The sequence below is a fragment of the Cryobacterium sp. TMT1-66-1 genome, from assembly GCF_004403435.1.
Taxonomy (GTDB): domain Bacteria; phylum Actinomycetota; class Actinomycetes; order Actinomycetales; family Microbacteriaceae; genus Cryobacterium; species Cryobacterium flavum.
This window is the reverse complement of the sequence record NZ_SOGP01000006.1, coordinates 311,775-333,358: the sequence shown is the minus strand read 5'-3', so window position 1 is coordinate 333,358 and position 21,584 is coordinate 311,775. Positions and strand designations below refer to the sequence as shown.

At 65.2% G+C, this 21,584-nt stretch carries 22 protein-coding genes; 10 read left to right on the top strand and 12 right to left on the bottom strand.

Annotated features, from left to right (window positions below):
- The first annotated feature begins 19 nt into the window (after positions 1 to 19).
- The 6 genes from E3T29_RS04010 (at position 20) to E3T29_RS03985 (ending at position 7,782) form a co-directional block, all read left to right on the top strand.
- A complete protein-coding gene (locus tag E3T29_RS04010; RefSeq protein WP_134344140.1) occupies positions 20 to 1,387 on the top strand; it encodes an NAD(P)/FAD-dependent oxidoreductase in 1,368 nt (455 codons plus the stop codon).
- A complete protein-coding gene (locus E3T29_RS04005) occupies positions 1,384 to 2,256 on the top strand; it encodes a universal stress protein (RefSeq protein WP_134344139.1) in 873 nt (290 codons plus the stop codon). The genes E3T29_RS04010 and E3T29_RS04005 overlap by 4 nt, the downstream gene beginning before the upstream one ends.
- A 7-nt stretch (positions 2,257 to 2,263) precedes the next feature.
- Entirely contained in the window at positions 2,264 to 3,814 is a 1,551-nt protein-coding gene (locus tag E3T29_RS04000; RefSeq protein WP_134344138.1) for an APC family permease, read from the top strand.
- Positions 3,815 to 3,977: 163 nt separating this feature from the next.
- Positions 3,978 to 4,625 (top strand): FMN-dependent NADH-azoreductase, encoded by a 648-nt coding sequence (locus E3T29_RS03995; protein WP_134344137.1) that lies wholly within the window; start codon positions 3,978 to 3,980, stop codon positions 4,623 to 4,625.
- A 220-nt stretch (positions 4,626 to 4,845) separates the two neighbouring features.
- The gene (locus E3T29_RS03990; RefSeq protein WP_134344136.1) at positions 4,846 to 6,657 is read left to right on the top strand and encodes an HNH endonuclease signature motif containing protein; all 1,812 of its coding nucleotides are present in this window, start codon (positions 4,846 to 4,848) and stop codon (positions 6,655 to 6,657) included.
- A 135-nt stretch (positions 6,658 to 6,792) separates the two neighbouring features.
- Positions 6,793 to 7,782: an NAD-dependent epimerase/dehydratase family protein gene (locus E3T29_RS03985; RefSeq protein WP_134344135.1), complete on the top strand. Its 990-nt coding sequence runs from the start codon at positions 6,793 to 6,795 to the stop codon at positions 7,780 to 7,782.
- 499 nt (positions 7,783 to 8,281) lie between these two features.
- Here E3T29_RS03985 and E3T29_RS03975 read toward each other — a convergent pair whose 3' ends face one another.
- On the bottom strand, positions 8,282 to 8,467 hold the full coding sequence (locus E3T29_RS03975) for a hypothetical protein (RefSeq protein ID WP_134344134.1): 186 nt from the start codon (positions 8,465 to 8,467) through the stop codon (positions 8,282 to 8,284).
- 114 nt (positions 8,468 to 8,581) lie between these two features.
- Positions 8,582 to 9,055: a hypothetical protein gene (locus E3T29_RS03970; RefSeq protein WP_134344133.1), complete on the bottom strand. Its 474-nt coding sequence runs from the start codon at positions 9,053 to 9,055 to the stop codon at positions 8,582 to 8,584.
- Between the two features lie 195 nt (positions 9,056 to 9,250).
- On the opposite strand from E3T29_RS03970, the gene E3T29_RS03965 reads away from it, so the two are divergent.
- On the top strand, positions 9,251 to 9,892 hold the full coding sequence (locus E3T29_RS03965) for a DNA-3-methyladenine glycosylase (protein WP_134344132.1): 642 nt from the start codon (positions 9,251 to 9,253) through the stop codon (positions 9,890 to 9,892).
- Between the two features lie 12 nt (positions 9,893 to 9,904).
- Here the strand turns inward: E3T29_RS03965 and E3T29_RS03960 are convergent, their stop codons facing one another.
- From E3T29_RS03960 to E3T29_RS03940, 5 genes are all read right to left on the bottom strand, one after another.
- Entirely contained in the window at positions 9,905 to 10,483 is a 579-nt protein-coding gene (locus E3T29_RS03960) for a DUF488 family protein (protein ID WP_241987619.1), read from the bottom strand.
- Positions 10,484 to 10,531: 48 nt separating this feature from the next.
- Positions 10,532 to 11,002: a DUF1772 domain-containing protein gene (locus E3T29_RS03955; protein ID WP_134344131.1), complete on the bottom strand. Its 471-nt coding sequence runs from the start codon at positions 11,000 to 11,002 to the stop codon at positions 10,532 to 10,534.
- Between the two features lie 81 nt (positions 11,003 to 11,083).
- Positions 11,084 to 11,275 (bottom strand): hypothetical protein, encoded by a 192-nt coding sequence (locus tag E3T29_RS03950; protein ID WP_134344130.1) that lies wholly within the window; start codon positions 11,273 to 11,275, stop codon positions 11,084 to 11,086.
- Positions 11,276 to 11,348: 73 nt separating this feature from the next.
- Complete coding sequence (locus E3T29_RS03945) at positions 11,349 to 12,392, bottom strand: LLM class flavin-dependent oxidoreductase (protein WP_134344129.1); 1,044 nt, start codon at positions 12,390 to 12,392, stop codon at positions 11,349 to 11,351.
- A 17-nt stretch (positions 12,393 to 12,409) separates the two neighbouring features.
- A complete protein-coding gene (locus E3T29_RS03940) occupies positions 12,410 to 13,072 on the bottom strand; it encodes an NADPH-dependent F420 reductase (protein ID WP_241987618.1) in 663 nt (220 codons plus the stop codon).
- Positions 13,073 to 13,181: 109 nt separating this feature from the next.
- On the opposite strand from E3T29_RS03940, the gene E3T29_RS03935 reads away from it, so the two are divergent.
- On the top strand, positions 13,182 to 13,712 hold the full coding sequence (locus tag E3T29_RS03935) for a MarR family winged helix-turn-helix transcriptional regulator (protein ID WP_134344127.1): 531 nt from the start codon (positions 13,182 to 13,184) through the stop codon (positions 13,710 to 13,712).
- Here the strand turns inward: E3T29_RS03935 and E3T29_RS03930 are convergent.
- The 5 genes from E3T29_RS03930 to pepN all read right to left on the bottom strand — a co-directional run bounded on the left by E3T29_RS03930 (position 13,690) and on the right by pepN (position 19,710).
- The gene (locus E3T29_RS03930) at positions 13,690 to 14,667 is read right to left on the bottom strand and encodes an epimerase (RefSeq protein ID WP_134344126.1); all 978 of its coding nucleotides are present in this window, start codon (positions 14,665 to 14,667) and stop codon (positions 13,690 to 13,692) included. The two genes, E3T29_RS03935 and E3T29_RS03930, sit on opposite strands and share 23 nt — an antisense overlap.
- Before the next feature lie 3 nt (positions 14,668 to 14,670).
- Positions 14,671 to 15,138: a GNAT family N-acetyltransferase gene (locus E3T29_RS03925; RefSeq protein WP_241987617.1), complete on the bottom strand. Its 468-nt coding sequence runs from the start codon at positions 15,136 to 15,138 to the stop codon at positions 14,671 to 14,673.
- 164 nt (positions 15,139 to 15,302) lie between these two features.
- On the bottom strand, positions 15,303 to 15,710 hold the full coding sequence (locus E3T29_RS03920; protein WP_370449115.1) for a globin: 408 nt from the start codon (positions 15,708 to 15,710) through the stop codon (positions 15,303 to 15,305).
- A gap of 93 nt (positions 15,711 to 15,803) precedes the next feature.
- Positions 15,804 to 16,940, bottom strand: coding sequence for a mechanosensitive ion channel family protein (locus E3T29_RS03915; RefSeq protein WP_134344125.1), 1,137 nt, complete (start codon positions 16,938 to 16,940; stop codon positions 15,804 to 15,806).
- Between the two features lie 226 nt (positions 16,941 to 17,166).
- Positions 17,167 to 19,710 carry an aminopeptidase N gene (pepN, locus tag E3T29_RS03910; RefSeq protein ID WP_134344124.1) on the bottom strand — a complete coding sequence of 848 codons (2,544 nt, stop codon included), beginning with the start codon at positions 19,708 to 19,710 and terminating at the stop codon, positions 17,167 to 17,169.
- A 90-nt stretch (positions 19,711 to 19,800) separates the two neighbouring features.
- Here pepN and E3T29_RS03905 point away from each other — a divergent pair, with 90 nt between their 5' ends.
- Together E3T29_RS03905 and E3T29_RS03900 are read left to right on the top strand one after the other, a co-directional pair.
- Positions 19,801 to 20,859 carry a DUF2332 domain-containing protein gene (locus E3T29_RS03905; RefSeq protein ID WP_134344123.1) on the top strand — a complete coding sequence of 353 codons (1,059 nt, stop codon included), beginning with the start codon at positions 19,801 to 19,803 and terminating at the stop codon, positions 20,857 to 20,859.
- Between the two features lie 4 nt (positions 20,860 to 20,863).
- A complete protein-coding gene (locus E3T29_RS03900) occupies positions 20,864 to 21,541 on the top strand; it encodes a metalloregulator ArsR/SmtB family transcription factor (protein ID WP_134344122.1) in 678 nt (225 codons plus the stop codon).
- Positions 21,542 to 21,584 lie beyond the last annotated feature (43 nt).

The window sequence follows — 21,584 nt, the reverse complement described above, 5'->3', positions numbered from 1 at the left end:
ACTCAACACAGGAGCAACCATGACCACGATTGATCGTGACGTCGTTATTATCGGCGCCGGGGCATCCGGTCTCACCGCCGCCACCGCACTGCAGAAAGCCGGCCTCAGCGTGGCCGTGCTGGAAGCCCGCGACCGCGTCGGCGGGCGCCTGTGGACCGACCAGATCGAGGGCGCCATGCTCGAGATCGGCGGCCAGTGGGTCTCGCCCGACCAGCATGCCCTCAAAGAGACCCTGGCCGAGCTGGGTCTCGCGACCTACCCGCGTTACCGGGCCGGCCGCAACGTCTACATCAATGCTGCCGGCGTGGTGAGCCGGTTCGACGGCGATATCTTTCCGGTCCCGGCCGGCACCGAAGCCCAGATCGTCGGTTTGATTGAGAAGCTCGACGCCCTCGTGGCCGAGATCAACCCGGACAGCCCGTGGGAGCATCCGCTCGCCAAAGAACTCGACGAGGTGTCTTTCAGTCGCTGGCTCGAGACCCAGACCGACGACCAGGAAGCCCGCGACAACATCGGCATGTTCATTGCCGGAGCCATGCTCACCAAGCCCGCGCACGCCTTCTCGGCATTGCAGGCCCTGCTCATGGCGGCCAGCGCTGGTTCCTTCAGCAACCTCGTCGACGCCGATTTCATTCTCGACGAGCGCGTCGTCGGCGGACTGCAGCAGGTGCCGCTACTTCTCGCCGAGAAACTCGGCGCTGACGTGTTCCTTGATTCACCGGTGCGCAGCCTGGCCTGGAACGACAGCGGCGTCACCGTCATAGCCGACGGCATGACGGTGACCGCTCGGCATGCCATCGTGGCCGTTCCGCCGCCCCTGATCAGCCGCATCAGCTTCGAACCACCCTTGCCGCGCCGCCAGCAGCAGCTGCACCAGCACCTCTCCATGGGCTTCGTGATCAAGGTGCACGCCGTCTACGAGACTCCGTTCTGGCGCGCCGACGACCTCTCCGGCACCGCGTTCAGCCCGTACGAGCTCGTGCACGAGGCCTACGACAACACCAACTTCGAGGACCCGCGCGGTACCCTGGTGGGCTTCGTCTCCGATGAAGAAGCGGATGCCGTCTTCGCGCTCACCGCAGACGAGCGCAAGACGCGCATCCTGGAATCCCTGTCGCACTACTACGGTGAGCAGGCCCTGCACCCGGTCGTCTATTACGAGAGCGACTGGGGTTCCGAGGAATGGACCCGTGGCGCCTACGCTGCGAGCTTCGACATGGGTGGACTGGCCAGGTATGGCGCCGAACTGCGCAGCCCCGTCGGCCCGATCTCGTTCTCCTGCAGCGATATGGCCGGCAAGGGCTACCAGCACGTCGACGGTGCCATTCGGGTCGGCCAGGAATCCGCTGCGGCGATTATCGCCCAGCGTGTCTTGGCCACCGTGTGAGGTTTCTGGTCGGCTATACCGCCACCCCGGCGGGAGCGGATGCCCTCGCCCTCGGCGTGCGCCTCGCCCGCGCGCCGGGCGCCGAACTCGACATCGTGCTCGTGCTCAATGCGGGAGAGCGTGCGACGCTCACCCCCACCGATCCCGGCTACGACCGGCTGCTGCTCGAAACGGCCGAGGTCTGGCTGGCCGAAGCGCTGACTCTCGTGCCCGAGGGTATTTCCGTGCACACCCACCTCGAACACGCCGACTCCTTCACGCGGGGGCTGCTCAAAGCGGCCGAACGGCTGCAGGCCAACCTGATCGTGGTCGGCGCGGCCACCCACGGCCTGCTGGGGCGCTTCGCCATCGGCAGTGTCGCGGGCGGTCTGCTGCACTCCTCCCACGTTCCCGTTGCGCTGGCTCCGGAAGGCAGCCGCGTGATGGGCACCGACGAACCGATCGGCCGAGTCACCTGCGCGGTCGGGACCAAACCCGGCGCCGACGGACTGCTGACGGCCGGCATCCGTTTGGCCCGTACAGTGGATGCTCCGCTACGGCTGGTCTCCCTCGTCGCGATCGACCGCCCCGGCGCCGACGCCCAGACCATCCAGCTCGCCGCCGACCACGCCCAGGCCGTGCTCGACTACGCCACCGAACACCTGATGGACGGGCTCGAGGTCACCGCCAGCGTCGCTTCCGGCGGCAGCATCGAGCATGCCGTGCGCGGCCTGCACTGGGACCCGGCCGAGGTCTGCATCGTCGGCTCCAGCCGGCTGGCGCAACCGCATCGACTCTTTCTGGGTTCGATCGCGGCCAAAATGTTGCGCGAATTGCCGGTGCCGCTCATCGTGGTGCCGCGAGATTTCACCGAGACGGTGGGGAAGTAACCGAAACATGACACTAGAAATCAACGCCAGCGAAGCCGTTGAGAAAACGACCGGGGGAATCTCCAAGAAGGGGCTGAGCGCCGGCTCGGTCGGGCTGGTCGGGGCTGTCGTCATCGGCATCTCGTGCATCGCCCCGGCCTACACGCTCACGGGAGCCCTCGGCCCCACGGTCGCGGAGGTGGGATTACAGCTGCCGGCGATCTTCGTGGCCGGGTTCATCCCCATGCTCCTGGTCGCCCTCGGCTACCGGGAACTGAACAAGGCGATGCCGGACAGCGGTACGAGCTTCACCTGGGCGACCAGGGCCTTCGGCCCGTGGATCGGCTGGATGTCCGGCTGGGGGCTCATCGCCGCCACAGTCGTGGTGCTGAGTAACCTCGCCGGCATCGCGGTCGACTTCTTCTACCTGATGCTCTCGCAGATCTTCGGCAACAGCGCCGAGATCGCGGGCCTCGCCGGCAACCCGTGGATCAACGTGGGCACCTGTCTGGTTTTCATTTTCGCCGCCACCTGGATCAGCTATCGGGACATGCAGACCACCCAGAAGGTGCAGTACTGGCTGGTCGGGTTCCAGCTGATCGTGCTGGTCGGCTTCGGCATCATGGCCTTCGTGCACATTGTCAGCGGAACGGCCTTCGACCCCACACCGGTGTCGCTGTCGTGGTTCAACCCCTTCGCCGTCACCTCGTTCTCCGCCTTCGCGGCCGGACTGAGCCTGTCGATCTTCATCTTCTGGGGCTGGGATGTCACCCTGACCATGTCGGAAGAGACCAAGGGCTCCCGCTCGACCCCCGGCCGGGCCGCGACCCTCACCGTGATCATCGTCATGGTGCTCTACCTGTTCGTCGCCATCGCAGCCATCTCTTTCGCCGGTGTTGGCGGGGTGGGCGTTGGCCTCGGCAACCCGGCGATCCAAGGCAACGTGTTCTTCGCCCTAGCCGGCCCAGCGCTCGGCCCGTTCGCTATTCTCATGTCGATCGCTGTGCTCTCGAGCTCTGCTGCCTCGCTGCAGTCCACGTTCGTTTCGCCGGCCCGCACCCTGCTCGCGATGGGTCACTACGGCGCGTTGCCGCCGGCCTACGCCAAGGTCAGCCCACGATTCTTCACCCCCGGGTATGCCACCATCGCGTCAGCGATCGTCGCTGCCGGGTTCTACACGATCATGCGTTTCGTCAGCGAAGATGTGCTCTGGGACACCATCACCACACTCGGCATGATGATCTGCTTCTACTACGGCCTGACCGCGTTCGCCTGCGTCTGGTACTTTCGCCGCCAGTGGTTCGCCACCGTGCGCAACGCCTTCTTTACCCTCGTGTTTCCCCTGATCGGCGGCATTATTCTGGCGGTGCTGTTCTGCACGACCCTGGTCGACAGCATGGACCCGAACTACGGCAGCGGCTCCGAAATCTTTGGGCTCGGTCTCGTCTTCGTGCTCGGTATGGCCATCCTGTTGATCGGCGTGGTGATTATGATCGCGCAGTCGCGGGTGCGGCCGGCCTTCTTCCGCGGCGAGACGCTCAGCCTGGCCGCGCCGCGGTACGGCGAGCACGACGAGTAGTCGGGCTGCGGCATCCGCCCGCACCCGCCCGCCACCGTCGCCGAGGTGTGAGTTTCGGGTCCTTGTAACGTTCCAATCGCGCTGAAACTCACACCTCGGCGAACGTGAGAGAACCTAAAGGCACGACACGAGTGGTTGTGCTCGCTGCACCTAGGCTGTGGGAATGCCCACACTGTTGCACCTCGACTCGTCCGCAGACCTCGTGACCTCGCGTTCGCGAGCGATCACCGCGACTTTCGCGGACACCTGGCGCAGTCTCGGCGGCGACCACACCGTCGTTCACCGCGACCTGCACCGTGAGCCGCTGCCGCACCTGACGGACGCCGCGCTGCACTTTCCGCCCCACCTCCGCCCCGAGGGTGCGAACCCCAGCGCCGAGCAGGAAGCGCTGCAGCGGCTGCTCATCGCGGAACTTCTCGCGGCCGACGTGCTGCTGATCGGTGTTCCGCTCTACAACTACTCGATGCCGTCGACGTTGAAGGCGTGGATCGACTACATCCACCTGCCGGCGGTGACGGCCCCGTTCGACGATCCCGCCCGTCAGCAACCGCTGGCCGGTCGCCCTGCCGTGCTCGTGTCGACCCGCGGTGGCGTCTACGACGCCGGAACGTCCACGGAGTTCGACGACCACGCGCTTCCTGCGCTGACGCTCATTCTGGCCAAGGCCCTGGGCATGACGGTCGAGACGATTGTCGCCACGCGCACACTCAGCGAACGATTCGGTGCCCCCGCCGACGAGGTCGCCAAGCAGCACCGGGAACTGGCCGCCGCGCACGAGTCTGCAGCCCGAGCTGCCCGCCGCCTCGGCTGACGCGCATTCATGACGAAAAATCGCTCATTGCTTCGAGGTCGCAGGTTTCGCGCCGAAACGCTGCGGTAGTGAGAGTGATAGTCCCTGTCTTGTGGAAGTGGCGGTGACATAGACGAAATTGGATGAGTCGGTCAATTTCATTCCCGAAAATACTGCTGAGTATCTCTCGCTTTTGTGTTCGATTCGAGGTAGAATCGGTGTGAAGGAGGCAAGGGCGCCCATGTTCATGGAAAACCCCAGCGAGGCCAGTTCGAACACCGTCATTGTGGCGGTCGAGCAGGCGCGGGATGCGTTGTTGGCGGCGTTGGGCGGGGTGTCGTTCGGGTCGCTGGGCGATGAAGAATCGCTGAGCATGTTGCTCGCCCTGGAGAGTGTGGGCCGGGTTGTTGATGGTGCCCGGGTGCTCTCGACGACGGATGTGCTGCGCCGCTCCGAATATCTTGATACGTCCGTTGCCGCGACTGCGGCGGAGGTGACGGCCGATCAGACCGAGCTGGGGGCCGCGGGAGCGGTGTCGCTGGCTCGTCGTCTCGGCTGCCGAAGCGGCCTCGTGCTGGTCTCTACCTTGGCGCGGTTGTCGCGCGGTGAGGTGCGGCAGCGTGCGTCGCTGGGTAAGAATGCCGGTGAGCGGATGCTGCTCGGTCGCCCTCTCGCGCCGACCTACCCCGTGGTCGGGGAGGCATTGCAGGGTGGGAAACTCGGTGTGGAGCAGGCCCGGGTGATCGTGAAGGTTCTCGACGAACTGCGCCCCTCCGTGTTGGTGGATGACCTTGACCGAGTGGAGCGTTCCCTGGTGGCGAGCGGGTCCGGTGCGATCACCCCCGAGACCGAGGGCCTGCCGGGCGCCGGCATCGCGTTTGCGCCGGAGTCGCTGCGACTGCAGGGTATTGCGTGGCAGGCGCGCCTGGCGCCCGACGGGTCGGCGCCGGGCGAGGCCGCGACGGAACGGCGCAGCTGGTTGGCCTTTGGTGGGCTGGCGAACGGCGGCTACAGCCTGAGCGGCTGGCTGACCACTCTCGACCGCGCCATTATCAGCACAGTTTTCGACGCCTACCTCTCCAGCGCGGCGGCGAACCCGGTTCCCGGGGCTGCGCCCCGTGCGAAAGTCGCGTTCCGTGAGACGGACCCCTGCGCCGACGACACCGCGAGTGACGTCGCCACTAGTGGCAGCGCGTCAAGCGACAGCGACACAAATGACAGCAACACCATCGACCTTGACAGCGACGCAGGCCTCACCGAAAGTGGAGCCTTCGCCGAGCAGGGCGAGCAGGGCGAGCAGGGCGAGCAGGCTGAGCAGGCTGAGCAGGGCAGCGCGACCGTGCAGAACGGCCGGAACGACGACTACGACGAGTCGGCGCGGGGCGAGAACGGCGACCTTCACGGCTCCGACCGGCCCGCCACGCTCAGCCCGTGCCCGCAGGAACCGGCCGACGCCCGCTCCATCAGTGAGAAGCAGGCCGGAATCCTCCGCGCGGTGTTCGAAGCCGCCGCCCGGCAGCCGAGCACCCCAACCATGGGCGGGGCGGCACCGACGGTGCTCGTTCACATCAACATCAACGACCTCCTCGCCGGCCGGGGTGCTGGCTGGATCGACGGCATCGACGGCCCCCTCACTGTGAAATTAGTCGATGAGCTCATCTGTGCCGGCGGCTATCAGCCCGTATTGTTCGGCCACAAAGGTCAGGTCTTGCACCTCGGCAACAGTAACCGGTTCTTTACCGCCCAGCAGCGCCGAGCGTTGGCGGCCCGCGATGGCGGCTGTGTCATCCCCGGCTGCACCGTGCCCCCACACCTGGCACAGGTTCACCACGTCGTCCCCTGGCGTGCCGGTGGCCTTACCGACATCGACAACGCCGTTCTCCTCTGCAACCCGGCGCACGCGAGCATCGAAACATCCGGCTGGGACATCGACATGAGAGACGGCCGCCCCTGGCTACGCGGACCCCTCCTGTTCGACCCCACTCAAACCTGGCGGCCCGGCGGCCAAAACCGCGCTGCCAGTCCCGCCGAGAAACCCGCCTGGGAAAAGTAGCGCCTCCGTCGCGATCCTCGCCAGATAGGAGCGGACAGATCAATTCGTCATCACTTGCCGGGCAGTCGTGGATACCCTCTGCGCTCAGGGCGAAACCACCGTCTTTTGAGTGGATGTTGCGCTTGACTGGGTGCCATGACTCGCACACTTATTCTTGGCGGGACGGGCTGGCTCGGTCGCGAGATCGCCGAACAGTTGGTGGCGAACGGCGACGACGTGACGTGCCTTGCACGAGGCGAGTCAGGAGCTGTCCCCAGTGGCGTGACGTTTATTCGATCCGACCGGCGAACACCGGATGCTTACGTCCTGGTCGCAGGCATCGCCTGGGACGAAATTATCGAGCTCGCCTACGAGGCTGACCTAGTCACGGGGGCTCTCGAGGCTCTGGCCGATTGCGCGCAGCACTGGACGCTGGTCTCCTCCGTCTCCGTGTACGCCAGTAACGCTGAAGCGGGAGCCGATGAAGAAGCCGTTGTCGTCGAGGCAGTCGACTTTGATGACTACGCGCAGGCCAAAGTCGCCGCTGAGCGCGTCACCACTGAAGCAGTTGGCGACCACCTGCTCATCGTGAGGCCGGGACTTATCGTTGGGCCGGGCGACACGAGCGACCGGTTCAGTTACTGGGTCGCGCGACTGGCCCTGGCGTCGCACGAAGCCGTTCTCCTGCCGGAGGTTCGAGATCGTTCCGTGCAATTCATCGATGTTCGTGACCTGGCCGCGTGGCTGATCGGTGCTGGACATCGAGGCCTCACCGGAATTTACAACGCTGTTGGCAGCGAACGCGATCTCTCCACGGTTCTGCTGGCGGCCGCCCAAGTGGCTGGCCATACGGGCAATCTCATTTCGGTCGATGATGAATGGCTGATCGAACACAACGTCAACTATTGGGCCGGACGTCGTTCGCTGCCGTTGTGGCTTCCCCGAAGTGACTTTGCATTTGCACAACGCAGCCGAGACCGATTCGTTGCCGCTGGAGGAACCGAGCGAAACCTGCACGAGATCCTCGAGGACGTTCTAGCTGACGAACGAAAACGCGGACTCGACCGGGAGCGCAGATCAGGCCTCACTCGAGAGGAAGAGAACCTTCTTCTGGATGAAATCGCCCGGCAGCTGGCGAGTGTCTAGGGTTGCGCTGGTGATCGGCCGTCACGCCGTCAACGCGAAACTGGGCGCCGCACCAGTCGATAGACGAGGTAGGACAGAGCGGCGAGACTGATGATCCCGATTGCCCACGCCCCGGGGACTCCCAGGAATGGTTCGCTCCTACAGGCGCTCACCGCCCCCGACTCGGCGGTGTAGTCCGTGCACTGGCCCGTGCGAGATCCAAGAAGCCCGACGTTGACGGCAATGATCAGGAGGCCCGCGACCACCCATCGAATCATCGGTTCGGTCGTGCGCGACGTTGTGGACATGCCGAAACTTGGATTCAATTCACCAGGCCAAATAAGTAGAGTCAGTCTTATTTATCAGACGGCCCCATAAAAGGCCTTGCTGCGGTCGACGTCCGTCGATGGTAATGGAACCAGTTCAAGTCGCATGTCCATGGTGCACTCCTTCGTGCCGCAGACAGGGCGCCTGCACGAGAGTCAAGCTTGCCACGAACCGACGCCGGTCAGGCATCCGTTTAGAGCGCGCCCACGGTCAGCGCGCCCACGGTCAGCGCGCCCACGGTCAGCGAGCCCTGGCCTGCGAGTGGTACGAGACCTTCGGCCAACGCTACGGCCTCGATATCTGACTCGGCGTCGTGGTCGGCACCGGCGAAATCGCCGGAACTGGCTAAGGGGCTCGAATTCGACCTGATCGTGCTCATCGACCCGGAAAGGTTTGGAACCGGAGTCGAGGGAGCTGTCGACCGCTACGTCGCGATGACCAGGGCGACGCCGCAACTGGTCATGCTCACAACTCCGTGATGCGTGGGAATGAACTAGGCCTGCGAGAAAAGAAAACGTGGCGCGACGATTTTGCTGATCGTGCCTGATCCCTGATCGGATCGGCCAATGACGCCGTAGGCCATATCGATCCCGGGATCGGCGACGATGCCGGGGAATGACGTGGGCAGGTCGAGCGCCACCGAGCGTACGTCGAACCCGCCCCACGACGTCCCCTCCATCTCGGGGTAATGATTCGAGCCGTCCTGATGATGCGTGGCCTGTGGCTCGCCGAGAATGTCGATGGCGGAAGCGACGGCTCCATCGCCGTTCTCGGAATAGCGGAGTGAGAGCAGCACGTTTCCGCCGTCGTCCACGATGTCGGCGGTCTCAGCTCCGATGAGGATGCGGGCTGGCTCTGGTGCTGGGGCCGCTGTTTCGGACGCTACCGATTCGACGGTCGGTGGTGCTTGGGGTGGTGCGGCGGTGCAGGCCGACAAGGCGCCGGCCACAACGATCATGGCGATCACAGCACGTGGTTTACGGATATGAGCCCCCAAAAACAGTCGAGGTGACCAAGCCCGCTTCACCAGACTCCACGCTATCGTGCCCAGAACAGCCCTGGCCAGCTGCGACAAACGGTGAATCACGAGGTCGATGTCCGTCGCGAATGCTCCGAACGTCGCGATCGAGCTCGGCTCGCGGGGAGTCGATAGACTGTGTGCGTGAACGTGCTGGAAGGGTTTCATCTCGCCGACCGGGCATTTTTTGCCCGTGAGGTGCTTGATCTCGCACCTGACGTTCTCGGCTGCATCCTTCAACGCACGGATGACGATGGCACTGTGACCATTCGAGTAACCGAGGTCGAGGCGTATGCGGGTGAACGCGACCCTGGCGCGCACTCCTATCGGGGTATGACGAATCGGAATAAGACCATGTTCGGCCCCGCCGGGCGCCTCTACTGTTACTTCACCTACGGAATGCACCACGCGATCAACCTCGTCGCCGGACAACCAGGCCAGCCCTACGGTTGCCTCATCAGAGCAGGAGACGTGCTGGAAGGAGCCGACATCGCCCGCAGCCGGCGAGAAAGTAAGCCACGAAAGGTTCCCCTTCTCGATCGGAGTTTGGCGCGAGGCCCTGGCTGCGTCGCCCAGAGCTTTGGGGCAACCCTGACCAACGATGGTGATGATCTTTTCGGCGGACAGTGGACGTTCTTCGTGCCGGACGGTGGATTGGCGCTGCCGCATCTGACCGGACCACGCGTAGGCGTCAGCGGGCCCGGCGGCAGTGCGACGAACTTCCCCTGGCGATACTGGCTAGCGGATGCCTCGTCGGTCTCGGCCTACAAACCGGGCCGCCCGTAACCTGGCCCAGCATCATTCTTCGGGCGGGTACCAGACGCGGTTGCCGTCGACCTTCGCGAAACTGGTCAGAGTATGCGGCGTGGTGGAGGTCCGGCTCATCACATTGGCAACCTGCAGTCCTCGAGCGAGCAGCGCGTCTCCGATCAGCGATCGGTGACAACGCCAGGGCACGGCCTCTGCGCACATGATCGCCACCGTCTGCGTGCTCGCCAGCGCAATCAACTCGTCGACGCCGTGAACGAATTCGGGGGTTTGCATGTAATCGGCGTAGTCACGAAAGCTCTTGTTGCGCCACGCTCCGTTGATCGTTGCGTCTGCCACTGGGGTGTGCCGTAAGCCGCCGAGCGCACTCAGCCGCTGGTAGTCGATACCGGCGGCAGGCATGCTGGTGAGAAGCTCGCTTTCCCCGAATTGCGGGTTGTGACGAGACCCCGGCACGGTACGCACGTCAATGAGCCGTTCGATACCATTTGCTCTCAACATTCCGACGAACTCATCAAGCGGATGAGTCGAATGCCCGATCGTGTACACACAGGTTCCTGCCATGGTTCCATTAAACGGCATCACGAATTCATGTCGAATCTGTTCCATGACCAAGGTCGTGTCGAAGCGGTGTCGACGGGTGGCGACCACGGCGGGTCAGGTGAGCGAAAAGATCAGAGCGACAGCGGCACCGACGGACACGGCCGCACGCGCATAGTTGGCCCGAGACCAGCTCCGGTCGAAGGACTGCCAGGCAACCGTCAGGCCGGATGAACTGGCGTCGGCGCGCACGAGGGCGTTGTTCAATGGCACGTTGCGCACCACGGTGATCACGACGGCGGCCAGGGCGAGAACTGCTCCAAGAATACGGGTGGGTTCGGCAGGAGCCTCTGACGTGAGTTGCAGCACGATCACAACAACGGATGCTGCGGCGCCGCCAAAAAAGACCGTCATGAACGGCGCCCGAACCGCGCTCACGTTGATGCGCTGCATGGCGGCCACTGCGGCGGTATCGGGAAGGGTGCGAAAGGCGGGCAGGACCAAAAAGGAGAAGGCCAGATAGACGCCCGCCGTCAGGCCGGCCCCGAGTGCTGCCGTGATAGTCAGGGCGACTACGACCGCGCTCATCGGATGATCGCTCGGTGGTCGATAGCCTTATGGCACCGAGTGTCCTTCACCGGGCGGGGAAGCGTCACGCAGTACCCATTCCTAATGGGATCTGCGCGACCGCACGGCCAAGCCCCCGATTGGCACGAGAACCAGTCCCACAGCACAGAGGATGGCGATCCACTCGCCGGTCACCAGGCTCACCCACAGACCGATTCCGAGAATCACGACGCTGTACACGATTCCGAAAAACCAGATCCAGTGTTGTGATGGGTTGATCTGTGCCGTTGACATGACTTCAGGCTATCCGGCCGAGACCACGTGCCGACAGCCCCTCCCCGGAAAGGGGTGTCGGTGCTTCCGGCGGCTACTTGGCGGCGAGCAGGCGCGCGACGCGCGGCTTGACCTCGCTGGCCAGCAGCGTGAGAGATTCGAGCAGGTGCTCCTGGGGGAGCCCGCCGAAGTCGCCCTGCAGAAAGTGGCGCATGTGGCCGAGGTGCCCGTGCAGGTCGACGATGCGCTGGGCGATTTCGTCTGGGGCGCCGACGAAATAGGCGCTGGGCGCGTCGACCTGGGCGAGAAAGTCGCGTCGCTGTGGCGCGGGCCAGCCGCGCAGCCGGCCCATCTCAATATTCAAGTTGACCCATCCCGGGTACATCCGGTCGATCGCTTCCTGTTTCGTGGGCGCGACCAGCCCCAGGGTCGCCACCGACACCTTGATGTTGTCGCCGGTGTGCCCGGCCTGCGCCGCCGACTGCCGGTAGAGGTTGGCGAGCGGCGCGAACCGGTGTGGCTGCCCGCCGATGATGCCGTAGGAGAGGGGCAGGCCGAGGCGGCCGGCGCGAGCCGACGACGGCGCGCTGCCGCCGGTGGCGATCCAGATCGGAAGCGATCCGGTGACCGGGCGCGGCACCACGGCCAGTTCGCGAATCGCCGGGCGGGTGCGTCCCGACCAGGTCACCTGCTCGGTCGTGCTGTTGTTCAGCGTTAGGAGCAGGTCGAGCTTCTGGGCGTACAGCTCGTCGTAGTCGTTCAGGTCGTGCCCGAACAGCGGAAACGTCTCGACCGAGGAGCCGCGGCCGGCCGTGATCTCGATGCGACCGCCGCCGGAAATGGCGTCGGCGGTGGCGAACTGTTGGAACACTCGCACCGGGTCATCCGTTGAGATGATGCTGGCCGCGCTGCCGAGCGTGATCTGCGTTGTCGCGGCGGCTGCGGCCGCGATCAGGGCTCCCGGAGAGGACGCCGGCATCGACACGGTGTGGTGTTCACCGACGCCGAAATAGTCGAGGCCCACTCGGTCGGCGTGCACGATGGCGTCGAACAGGTTCTTGATCGCCTCCGCGGTGGCACGCGTCGTGCCGTCGGGGTTGAGTTGCGTGTCGCCAAAGCTGTAGGCGCCAATTTGCATGGAGTTCTCCATTGTGTTTAGGCCGCGTCCGCGAGCGGACGGTTCTTCTGGATGAGGGCGCGAAGCTGGTTCGCAGTGTGGCTGCCGGTGAAAATCTCGGTGGCGGGCTGGAAGGCGCGGCCGGCGGAGAGCGGTCCGGCATCGACCGCGTCGTAGCCGAGGCGGTCGATGAAGCTAGAGACGAATGCCTTGGCGTCGGCGTCGTCACCGGCCAGCGCGAGCGCGCGCCGCGTCGGCACGCCGGCGGCCTCGTCGTCTTCTTCGAGCTCGTGATAACCGATGTGGTTGAGCGACTTCACGACCCGGGCGTGCCGCAGAAACTCTTCGACGACCTCGCTGGAGGTGCGCGGATCGCTCTCGAAGTCGTCGAATACGCCGTCGACCGGCGCCCAATAGTTCATCGCGTCGATGACTATTCGGCCGGCGAGTTCGCTCGGGTGGAGCGTGCGGTACTTGTGCAGCGGAATCGCCAAAACCACCAGATCGGATGCGGCGGCCTGGCTTGATTCCACCGCTACCGCCCCTGGGGTCACAATATCGACCAGCAGGGCGTTCTCCGCCGCGGGTTTAGCAGTCGCGATCAGCACCCGGTATCCGGCTTTAACCGCCTGCCGGGCCAGGGCCGTTCCAACCCGCCCGGCTCCCAGAATGCCGATGGTGGTGTCGTGGTGACTGCTCAAGACATGTTGACCGCTCAAAGCGCTGCTCCCGTCGAAATATGATGCTCTACAGATCATATGTTGAAAAGAATATCTCTGCCACATCACGCTCTCAGGTAAGCTGACCTGCATGACTGCCGAATTACGCCCGACCTCACCGGTGCCCGGTGACCTCGGGTGGAACCTCGCGATGGTTCTGCGCGGTTATCAGCGCCAGCTGGAGACCGCCGTCGACGGGCTGCCCGGGGGAGTGCGCTGCTATCAGGTGCTCTCCACCGTCATTCACCGCGACCTGCCATCCCAGCAGGCCATCGGGGCGCACCTAGCCATCGATCGCACGGTGTTGACCTACCTGCTCGACGGCATGGTCGACGCCAAGCTGGTCGAACGCATTCCCGACCCGACCGATCGCCGGGCCCGAAAGATTCGGGCCACGGCGGAGGGAACCAGCGTTCTCACTCGATACGAGGCGCGCGTTGCTGCCGTGGAAGCCAGCATCCTCTCGGGCATACCAGCGGATGCCGCCGACCAGCTCGCGGGGCTCCTCGGCACGCTGGCCACGAGTGTGCACCGAGCCGACCCCACGGCCAGCCCCTGCGAGGCCGTCGAGTTGCTCGGGCGCCCTGACGCGCGCCCGCTTAGCGCTTCACAACATCGTTGATCGCCGGCTCGAGATCGGGCCAGGCAAATGTATATCCAGCTTGAAGCAGTCGCTCCGGTGTCACCCAGCGGCTTTTTAGAACCAATTCGGGTTCGGTGCGCAGTATCCACATGGCTGGTTCCATCATCCACCTGAATGCCGGCAATCCCACGACAGCCCCAACGCGTCGTCGTAACGTCGACATGAGCGTGCGGTTGTCACTGATCTGCGGTGCCGACAGGTTGACCGGCCCGTCAAGAGCAGCGTTGTCGACGATGAACTTCACGGCGTTGACAACATCGTCGATGTGAATCCAGCTGAATTTCTGGCGTCCGTGGGAGTGGTGGGTTTGAGCCCCAGTGCTGGTCGGTTTCGTGCCGATCCCGCGATACCGCCGATGCGGGAACCACCAGCCGTCGAGCTGAGGACCTCCGAGCCCAAACCGTGCCAGCCGCACCAAGGCAGCCGTTGCGGGACCGTCTCCCAGCACGATCGCCATCCGCAGCGCCACCCGGCGGGTAGCGGGCAGCTCTCCAGCGAAGAACTCCGCTTCCCACGCCTGCGCGATGTCAGCGGAGAATCCTGTGCCCACGTCGCCGTTGGTTTCGGTCATCGGCCGGTCTAGGGAATAGCGGTAAATGGTCGCGGTACTCGCGTTGAGCCAGACCCGTGGGGGATTCGCGCTCGTTGCGATGGCCTGGCGGAACGCACGGGTGGTGTCGATGCGTGAGCGCAGGATTTCGTCGCGGTTCCGGTCGGTGTAGCGACAGTTGACGCTTTTCCCCGCCAAGTTCACCACGAGCTTGGAACCATCAATCAACGTCCTTATAGCGGATGCATCGTCCCACCGGGCATCCGGCCCGTTCCGACCGATGCGGGCAATGTCGTAACCCTGGTCGCGAAGCTCGCGAACAAGTCGCTGCCCGATGAATCCCGTTGCCCCGGCTATTACTGCGCGTCCTCGAGTGTTCCCCACTGGTCAAGCATACGAGGCAACGGTCACGGGATGCTCGCGGCCGGGGTTTTCTATGACGTTGGCTGGGCGAGCCATTTGGAGCGCACCTGCACGTTGGCGTCCTCGTAGCCGAGGTGCTCGTAAAATCCCAGAACGGAGTCGTTGCCCGCACGTACCATGAGCTGAACCTTCACAACCGTGCGTGCGCAGCCAGTTTTCTGCGGCAGCCATCATGCGCTTGCCCAACCCGGTTCCGCGCTGGCCCTCGTCAACTGCAAGGTAGTGTGCCCACCCGCGATGGCCATCGTGGCCGACCATGATCGTGCCGACCAGCCGCTCGTCGTCGAATGCGCCCAGAACCGTGGAGGTGTCGCCGTCGAGGGCGCGCTGCGCGTCAAGCTCGGGTGAATTCCACGGCCGGGTCAGCCCGGCCCGGTGCCAGAGCGCAGCCGCCGCGTCGATGTTGCCCGGGGTCAGGTCGCGGATTGTCATGTCTTTAGTATCGGCGGTTCTGACACACGCCGTGAGATTGCGGTTCCGCGGCGATGGGGCCGAAGATGGCATCTCGCGGTGTGGGTGTCATCGGCGACACGACATCTTCAGCCCGATGGGTCTGTGCGACCAGCCACCAGACGATTTCAAGGGCTGCAGTAGAGCTACTCGTCGAAGCTGTTCACCATGGCGAAGGCGGCGCGTTCCAGATAATCCCAGAGGATGCCCCGCTGCAGCGGCGGCAGATTAGCCGCGTCCACGCCGACTTTCATGTGGCCGAGCCACCGGTCGCGGGCATCCGGATTGACCTTGAACGGCACGTGCCGCTGGCGCAGACGGGGGTGACCGCGCTGCTCGCTGTAGGTGCCGGGGCCGCCCCAGAACTGCTCGAGGAACATGACCAGTCGGTGTTCGGCCGGGCCCAGGTCGTCTTCGGGATACATGGGCTTCAGCACCGGGTCGGTGGCCACCCCCACGTAGAAGTCGTGCACGAGCTTCTCGAAGAACGGGGTTCCGCCGACCTCGTCGAAGAACGTCGGCACCACGGCTGGGCCGTTTTCGGCCTCGCGCAGGTGGACGCCGGCGGGGACGGTCGGCTGGTCGGTCGGGTGTCGTTCAGAGGTCACGTGGTGCGGCTTTCTACTGTGTGCTGGAGTTATTTCAGGCTAGTCAATGCCGTCGCTGCGGGTTTCAGGGTCTGGCGTCTTCATCGGAGCCGGAACATCCGTGGGCTTTGCCTTGGCCTTGCGCGGCCCGCGGGGCTTGCGAACCGATACCGGGCCGGTGCGCACACCGGCAACGACGTCGGGCACGGCGGCCGCGGCCCCTTCGGCTGCGTCAACGGCTCCCTCGATTGGTTCAACGGCCGAGCCATCAATGGTGCCGTCGCCGGTGGTCATGACCACGCTGTTGAGCGGGGTGAGCGGCACGCCCATGCCGTCGAGGGCCTTCTTCATGTGCAGGCGCAGATCGCGGGCGAAGTCCCACTTGGCCGAGACCCGGGTCTTGACCACGAGCCGGGTGACGAGAGCTTCGGCGCTGATCGACTCCAAGCCCCAGATCTCCGGCTTCTCGAGAATGAATGCGCGCCACTTGCGGCTCGAGGCGAGGGCGCTGGCCACGCGCAGCAGCTCGTCTTGTACGGCCTCCACGTCTGAACTGTACGGAATGGCGAGGTCGATAATGACCCGTGCCCAGCCCTGCGACATATTGCCAACGCGCAAAATCTCACCGTTGCGCACGAACCAGAGCGTGCCGTCGACATCGCGCACCTGCGTGATGCGAATTCCGACCGTTTCTACGACACCGGATGCGAATCCCACGTCGACGATATCGCCCACACCGATCTGGTCTTCCACCACCATGAAGAGGCCGTTCAGAATGTCCTTGACGATGTTCTGCGCGCCGAAACCGAGGCCGGCACCGATCGCCGCCGTGAGCAGGGCGAAGGAACCAAGGATGTCTTTGTTCAGGGTAGTGATGATGAGCAGCAGGGCCGTGATCAGGATGAAGACGTTGACGATGTTCGCCAACACGGCGCCGAGGGTGCGGGAGCGCTGCACGACGCGAACGGCGGCCATCGGCGACACGTTCAGCGCCTGGGTGTCATCGACCTTCTGGGTTTTCTTCACGCCGGAGACGATCTGCTGCACGACCCGTCGAATCACGTATTGCAGGGCCCAGCGCACGGCGAAGGCTACGACGATGATCATCGCGACGGAGAAGATCTTTTCGAGGTAGATGGTCCAGGTAATTTGAGCGAAGTAGGCGCCGAGGTCGGCCCAGAAAGTATCCCAATTCATATCCAAGCCAGTCTACCGAGGGGTCTCGGCGGCACCCGGGAACGGCCGCGGTCGCTGGCATTGTGCCCAGGCTGCCGGGGCACTCAGCCGGGCCCGGGCAGGCAGGCAGGCAGTGGCATTCCGGCGTTTTGTGTGGAGTTTGCTGTGAACGTGCGGGGTGCTCGGGCGGGCAGACGCGAAAACCCCGCGCCCAGGGCTGGGCGCGGGGTTTGCTGTCGCTGACTACTTAAGCGTCGCGCGCCTGCACCTTCAGGGAACGCTCAACCCCGGCCAGGTTCTCGACCACTAGGCGGCGCAGGGCGGCCGGCTCGGGGTTGGCATCGAGCCAGGCCTGCGTCGCGTCGGCGAGGGCCTGGTTGTTCAGCGGCGCCGGGTAGAGGCCGATGACGAGCTTTTCGCCGATCGAGAAGCTGCGAGCCGCCCACACCGACTGCAGCATGTCGAAGTAGTTCGCGACGAACGGCTCGAGGAGTTTCGAGTCGTTCACGCGCAGGAACCCGGCGGCGGTCGTGCGCACGATTGTCGTCGCGGCCGTGTCCACGTCGATCAGTGACGACCAGGCGGCGAGCTTGCCCTCGGCCGTGGGCAGGGCAGCCCGGGCGAGGGCGGCGGACTGGGCGCCGGTGGCGGTGTTGTCGGCTTCGAGCGCCGCATCGATCTCGGTCGCGGTGGCACGGCCCCCGGCCACGAGGGCGGTGAGCAGTTCCCAGGCCAGGTCGGTGTCGACCTCGAGGCCCTCGAGTACCGTCGCGCCGGAACGCAAAGCAGCCACGTTGTCGAGCTGCGCGGCGGTGGCTGCGACGGAGGCGAAGAACTTTACGAATTGGAATTGGGCGTCGCTGCCGGCCGCCGCGCCCTGTGCGAGCTTCCAGAGTGCGTCGGCGACCTCGGTCGTGACCGCCTCGCGGTGCGGCTCGGCCACGTAGGAGCTGGCGGTGAGCACGACCTGGCCGAGCACCGTGCGCAGCGTGGTCGACTCGGTTTCGGTGGCGACATTGTTCAAGACCAGGCGCACGAAGTCGCGTGCCGTGGTTTCGGCGTCGCGGGTGGCGTCCCAGACCGAACCCCAGACCAGGGCGCGGGCGAGCGGGCTCTCGATCGCGGCGAGGTGCTGGAGCGCGACGGCCTCCGAGGCCGGGTCGAGGCGCACCTTGGCGTAGCTCAGATCGTCATCGTTGAGCAGAATCAGGTCAGCGCGTTCGCGGCCGACGAGAGCGGGGACATCCGTTCTGGGGCCGTCAACGTCGAGCTCGACCCGGTGGGTGCGCACCAGCTTGCGGGCGTCGTTGAAGGTGTAGAAGCCGATCGCGAGGCGGTGCGGGCGAATGGTGGGCCAGGAGGGCGCCGCGCTCTGCAGCACGGTGAAGGCGGTGATGACGCCGTGGTCATCAACGGTGATCTCGGGGCGGAGGGTGTTGACGCCGGCCGTTTCGAGCCAGAGCGCTGCCCATTCGCCGAGGTCGCGGCCGCTCGCGAGTTCGAGTTCGACCAGCAGGTCGCGCAACTCGGTGTTACCCCATTGGTGCTTCTGAAAGTAGGAGCCGACGCCGGTGAAGAAGGCGTCGATGCCGACCCAGGCGGCGAGCTGCTTGAGCACCGAACCGCCTTTGGCGTAGGTGATGCCGTCGAAGTTCACGAGAACGTCGTCGAGGTCGCGGATAGTCGCGACGACCGGGTGGGTCGAGGGCAGCTGGTCCTGCTTGTAGGCCCAGCTCTTCTCCATCACGGCGAAGGTAGTCCACGCTTCGTGCCACTCGGTGGCCTCGGCCGTGGCAATGGTCGACGCCCACTCGGCGAAGCTCTCGTTGAGCCAGAGGTCGTTCCACCAGGTCATGGTGACCAGGTCGCCGAACCACATGTGGGCCAGCTCGTGCAGAATCGTCACGACGCGGCGTTCCTTGATGGCGTCGGTCACCTTGGAGCGAAAGATGTACGTTTCGGTGAAGGTGACCGCGCCGGCGTTCTCCATGGCGCCGGCGTTGAACTCCGGCACGAACAGCTGGTCGTACTTGTCGAAGGGGTAGGCGTAACCGAACTTCTCCTCGTAGTAGGCGAAGCCCTGGCGGGTCTTCTCCAGGATGTAGTCGGCGTCGAGGTACTCGCTGAGGCTCTTGCGGCTGAATACCCCGAGTGGAATGGTACGTCCGTCGCTCGACGTGAGCTCGCTGCGCACGACGGCGTACGGGCCGGCGATGAGCGCAGTGATATAGCTCGAGATGGTGTGGGTCGGTTCGAACGCCCAGGTGCTGGCACCATTGCCGGCATCGATCGGGGTGGGCGTGGTGGAGTTGGAGACGACCTGCCACTGGCTGGGGGCAGTGACGGTGAAGGAGAATTTTGCCTTCAGGTCGGGCTGCTCGAACACGGCAAACACGCGGCGGGAGTCGGGTACCTCGAACTGGCTGTACAGGTAGACCTCGTTGTCGACCGGGTCGACGAAACGGTGTAGTCCCTCACCGGTGTTGGTGTACAGCGCGTCGGCGACGACGACGAGCTCATTGTCGGCCTGCAGGCCGTCAAGCGCAATGCGGATGCCGTCACTCACGACGGCCGGGTCGAGCAGGGCGCCGTTGAGGGTGACCGAGTACACCCGCGCCGTGATGGCGTCGATGAAGGTCGAGGCTCCGGGGGTGGCGGTGAAGTGCACGGTGGTGGTGCTGCCGAACGTGCTGGGACCGCTGGTGAGGTCGAGCACAACGTTGTAGCTCGCTACGGTGACCAGCGCAGCGCGCTCGGTCGCTTCAATGCGGGTGAGATTTTCTCCAGGCAACAGATTCTCCAATTCGATTCACGATTGTGAAGCTTTGGCACTCGTGGCGCCATCGCACCCCGCAAGCCTAACCATGATTACGATGTGGGCATGAGAGCAAGCACCGACCCACTGGTCCCCACCGCCGAACGCTACCGAGCCTTCGCCGAAGTGGAAGCTCGCGGAATGAGCGCCTGCTACGAGGCCTGGGCGGCCGGTGTCGCGGCCGATCCCGCTACCGTTGCCCTGATCGACCAACTGCCCGCGGTCAAGCGCCAACCGAACCTGGTGTTCAGCGCGGCACGGCTGCACGGTGCGTCGGTGGGGGAGTACCCCGAGTTCGCGGCCTGGCTGCGTGAGCACTGGACCGACGTGGCCGCGACCTGCCTGACCCACGCCACCCAGACCAACGAGCCCGGTCGGTGCGCCGTGCTGTTGCCGGCCCTGGCGGCGCTCGCCGGGCCGCTCGCGCTGATCGAGGTGGGGGCATCCGCTGGTCTGTGCCTGCACCCAGACCGGTACAGCTACCGGTATCGGTTGGCTGATGGCAGTGAGCGGATGCTGCACCCATTCGACGGTCCGAGCCCGGTCGTTCTGGACTGTGACGTCACCGGCCCGGTTCCGTTGCCCGAGCGGATGCCCGAGATCGTCTGGCGCGCCGGCATCGACCTGCACCCGCTTGACGTGTCGAGCGAGACGGATGTGGCCTGGCTCGACGCGCTCATCTGGCCGGAGCACGATGACCGGCGGGCCCGACTGGGCGCCGCGGTTGCCGTGGCCCGCCGGGAGCCGGCCCCGATCGTGTCGGGTGATCTGGGCGAACAGATCGAAGCACTCGTTGCCCGGGCTCCAGCCGGGGCGACCGCCGTGGTGTTCCACACCGCGGTGCTCGCCTACCTCAACGAGGCTGATCGTAACCGGTTCGCCGAGCAGATGACCCGGCTGCCGGTGCGCTGGCTGTCGAACGAAGGACAGAGCGTGGTGCCCGGGGTGCTGGAGCGACTTGCGGAGGTGCCGGCGCTGTTAGATCACATGCCGGCATCCGCCTTCATTCTTGCGCTGGACGGCGAGCCGATCGCCCTGACCCAGCCGCACGGCCGGTCACTGCACTGGCTCGCGCCGTGGGACGAGTGCCACAACCGCAGGTTTAACCGCACGCTGCTACTCTAAAATCATGGTTCCGCCCACGCAGAATGAAGCCAGGCACGCTGCCCTGGCCAGTGAGCCGCGCCGTCGTGCCCTGGCGCTGCTCACCGAATCCGCCGTGCCGCTGGGCGTTGCCGCCGTGGCCGACGCCCTCGGACTTCACATCACGACGGCACGGTTTCACCTTGAGCACCTCGAGGCGGCCGGGCTCATCGAGCGCCAGGTCGCCCGGGCCGGGCAGCGCGGCCGCCCACACGTGTTGTTCAGCGCGGTCGCGGCGCCGCTGGCAGCCGAGAACGCCCAGCAGCAGCTGATCGAGACTCTCGCCGGGGTCATTGGCGAGGATGCCGACGGCGGCCGCGCCCGTGCGATACGGGCCGGCGAGCGCTGGTCGGCGCAGTACGCGGCCGCGGCCGCTGGGGTGGCGACCGATGGGCCCGCTGCCGACGTGGTTCCTCCGCTGTTGAGTGTGCTCACCGAGATCGGTTTCGAGCCCGAACTTCGAGCTGATGAGGCCGTAATCGCGCTGAAGGCCTGCCCGTTCCGGGCCGAGGCACGATCGAATCCCGATGTGGTCTGTTCGGTGCACCTGGGCCTGATGAAAGGCCTCGCCCGCTCACTTGGCCACGACGCCGAGGACATCAGCCTGGAGCCCTTCGTGCAGCCGACGCTCTGCCTCGTGCACCTGTCACCACAGCACTCGTGAGCTGATTGAAAGGAATAAAATCCTCTAAACTAGTCACGAGGGT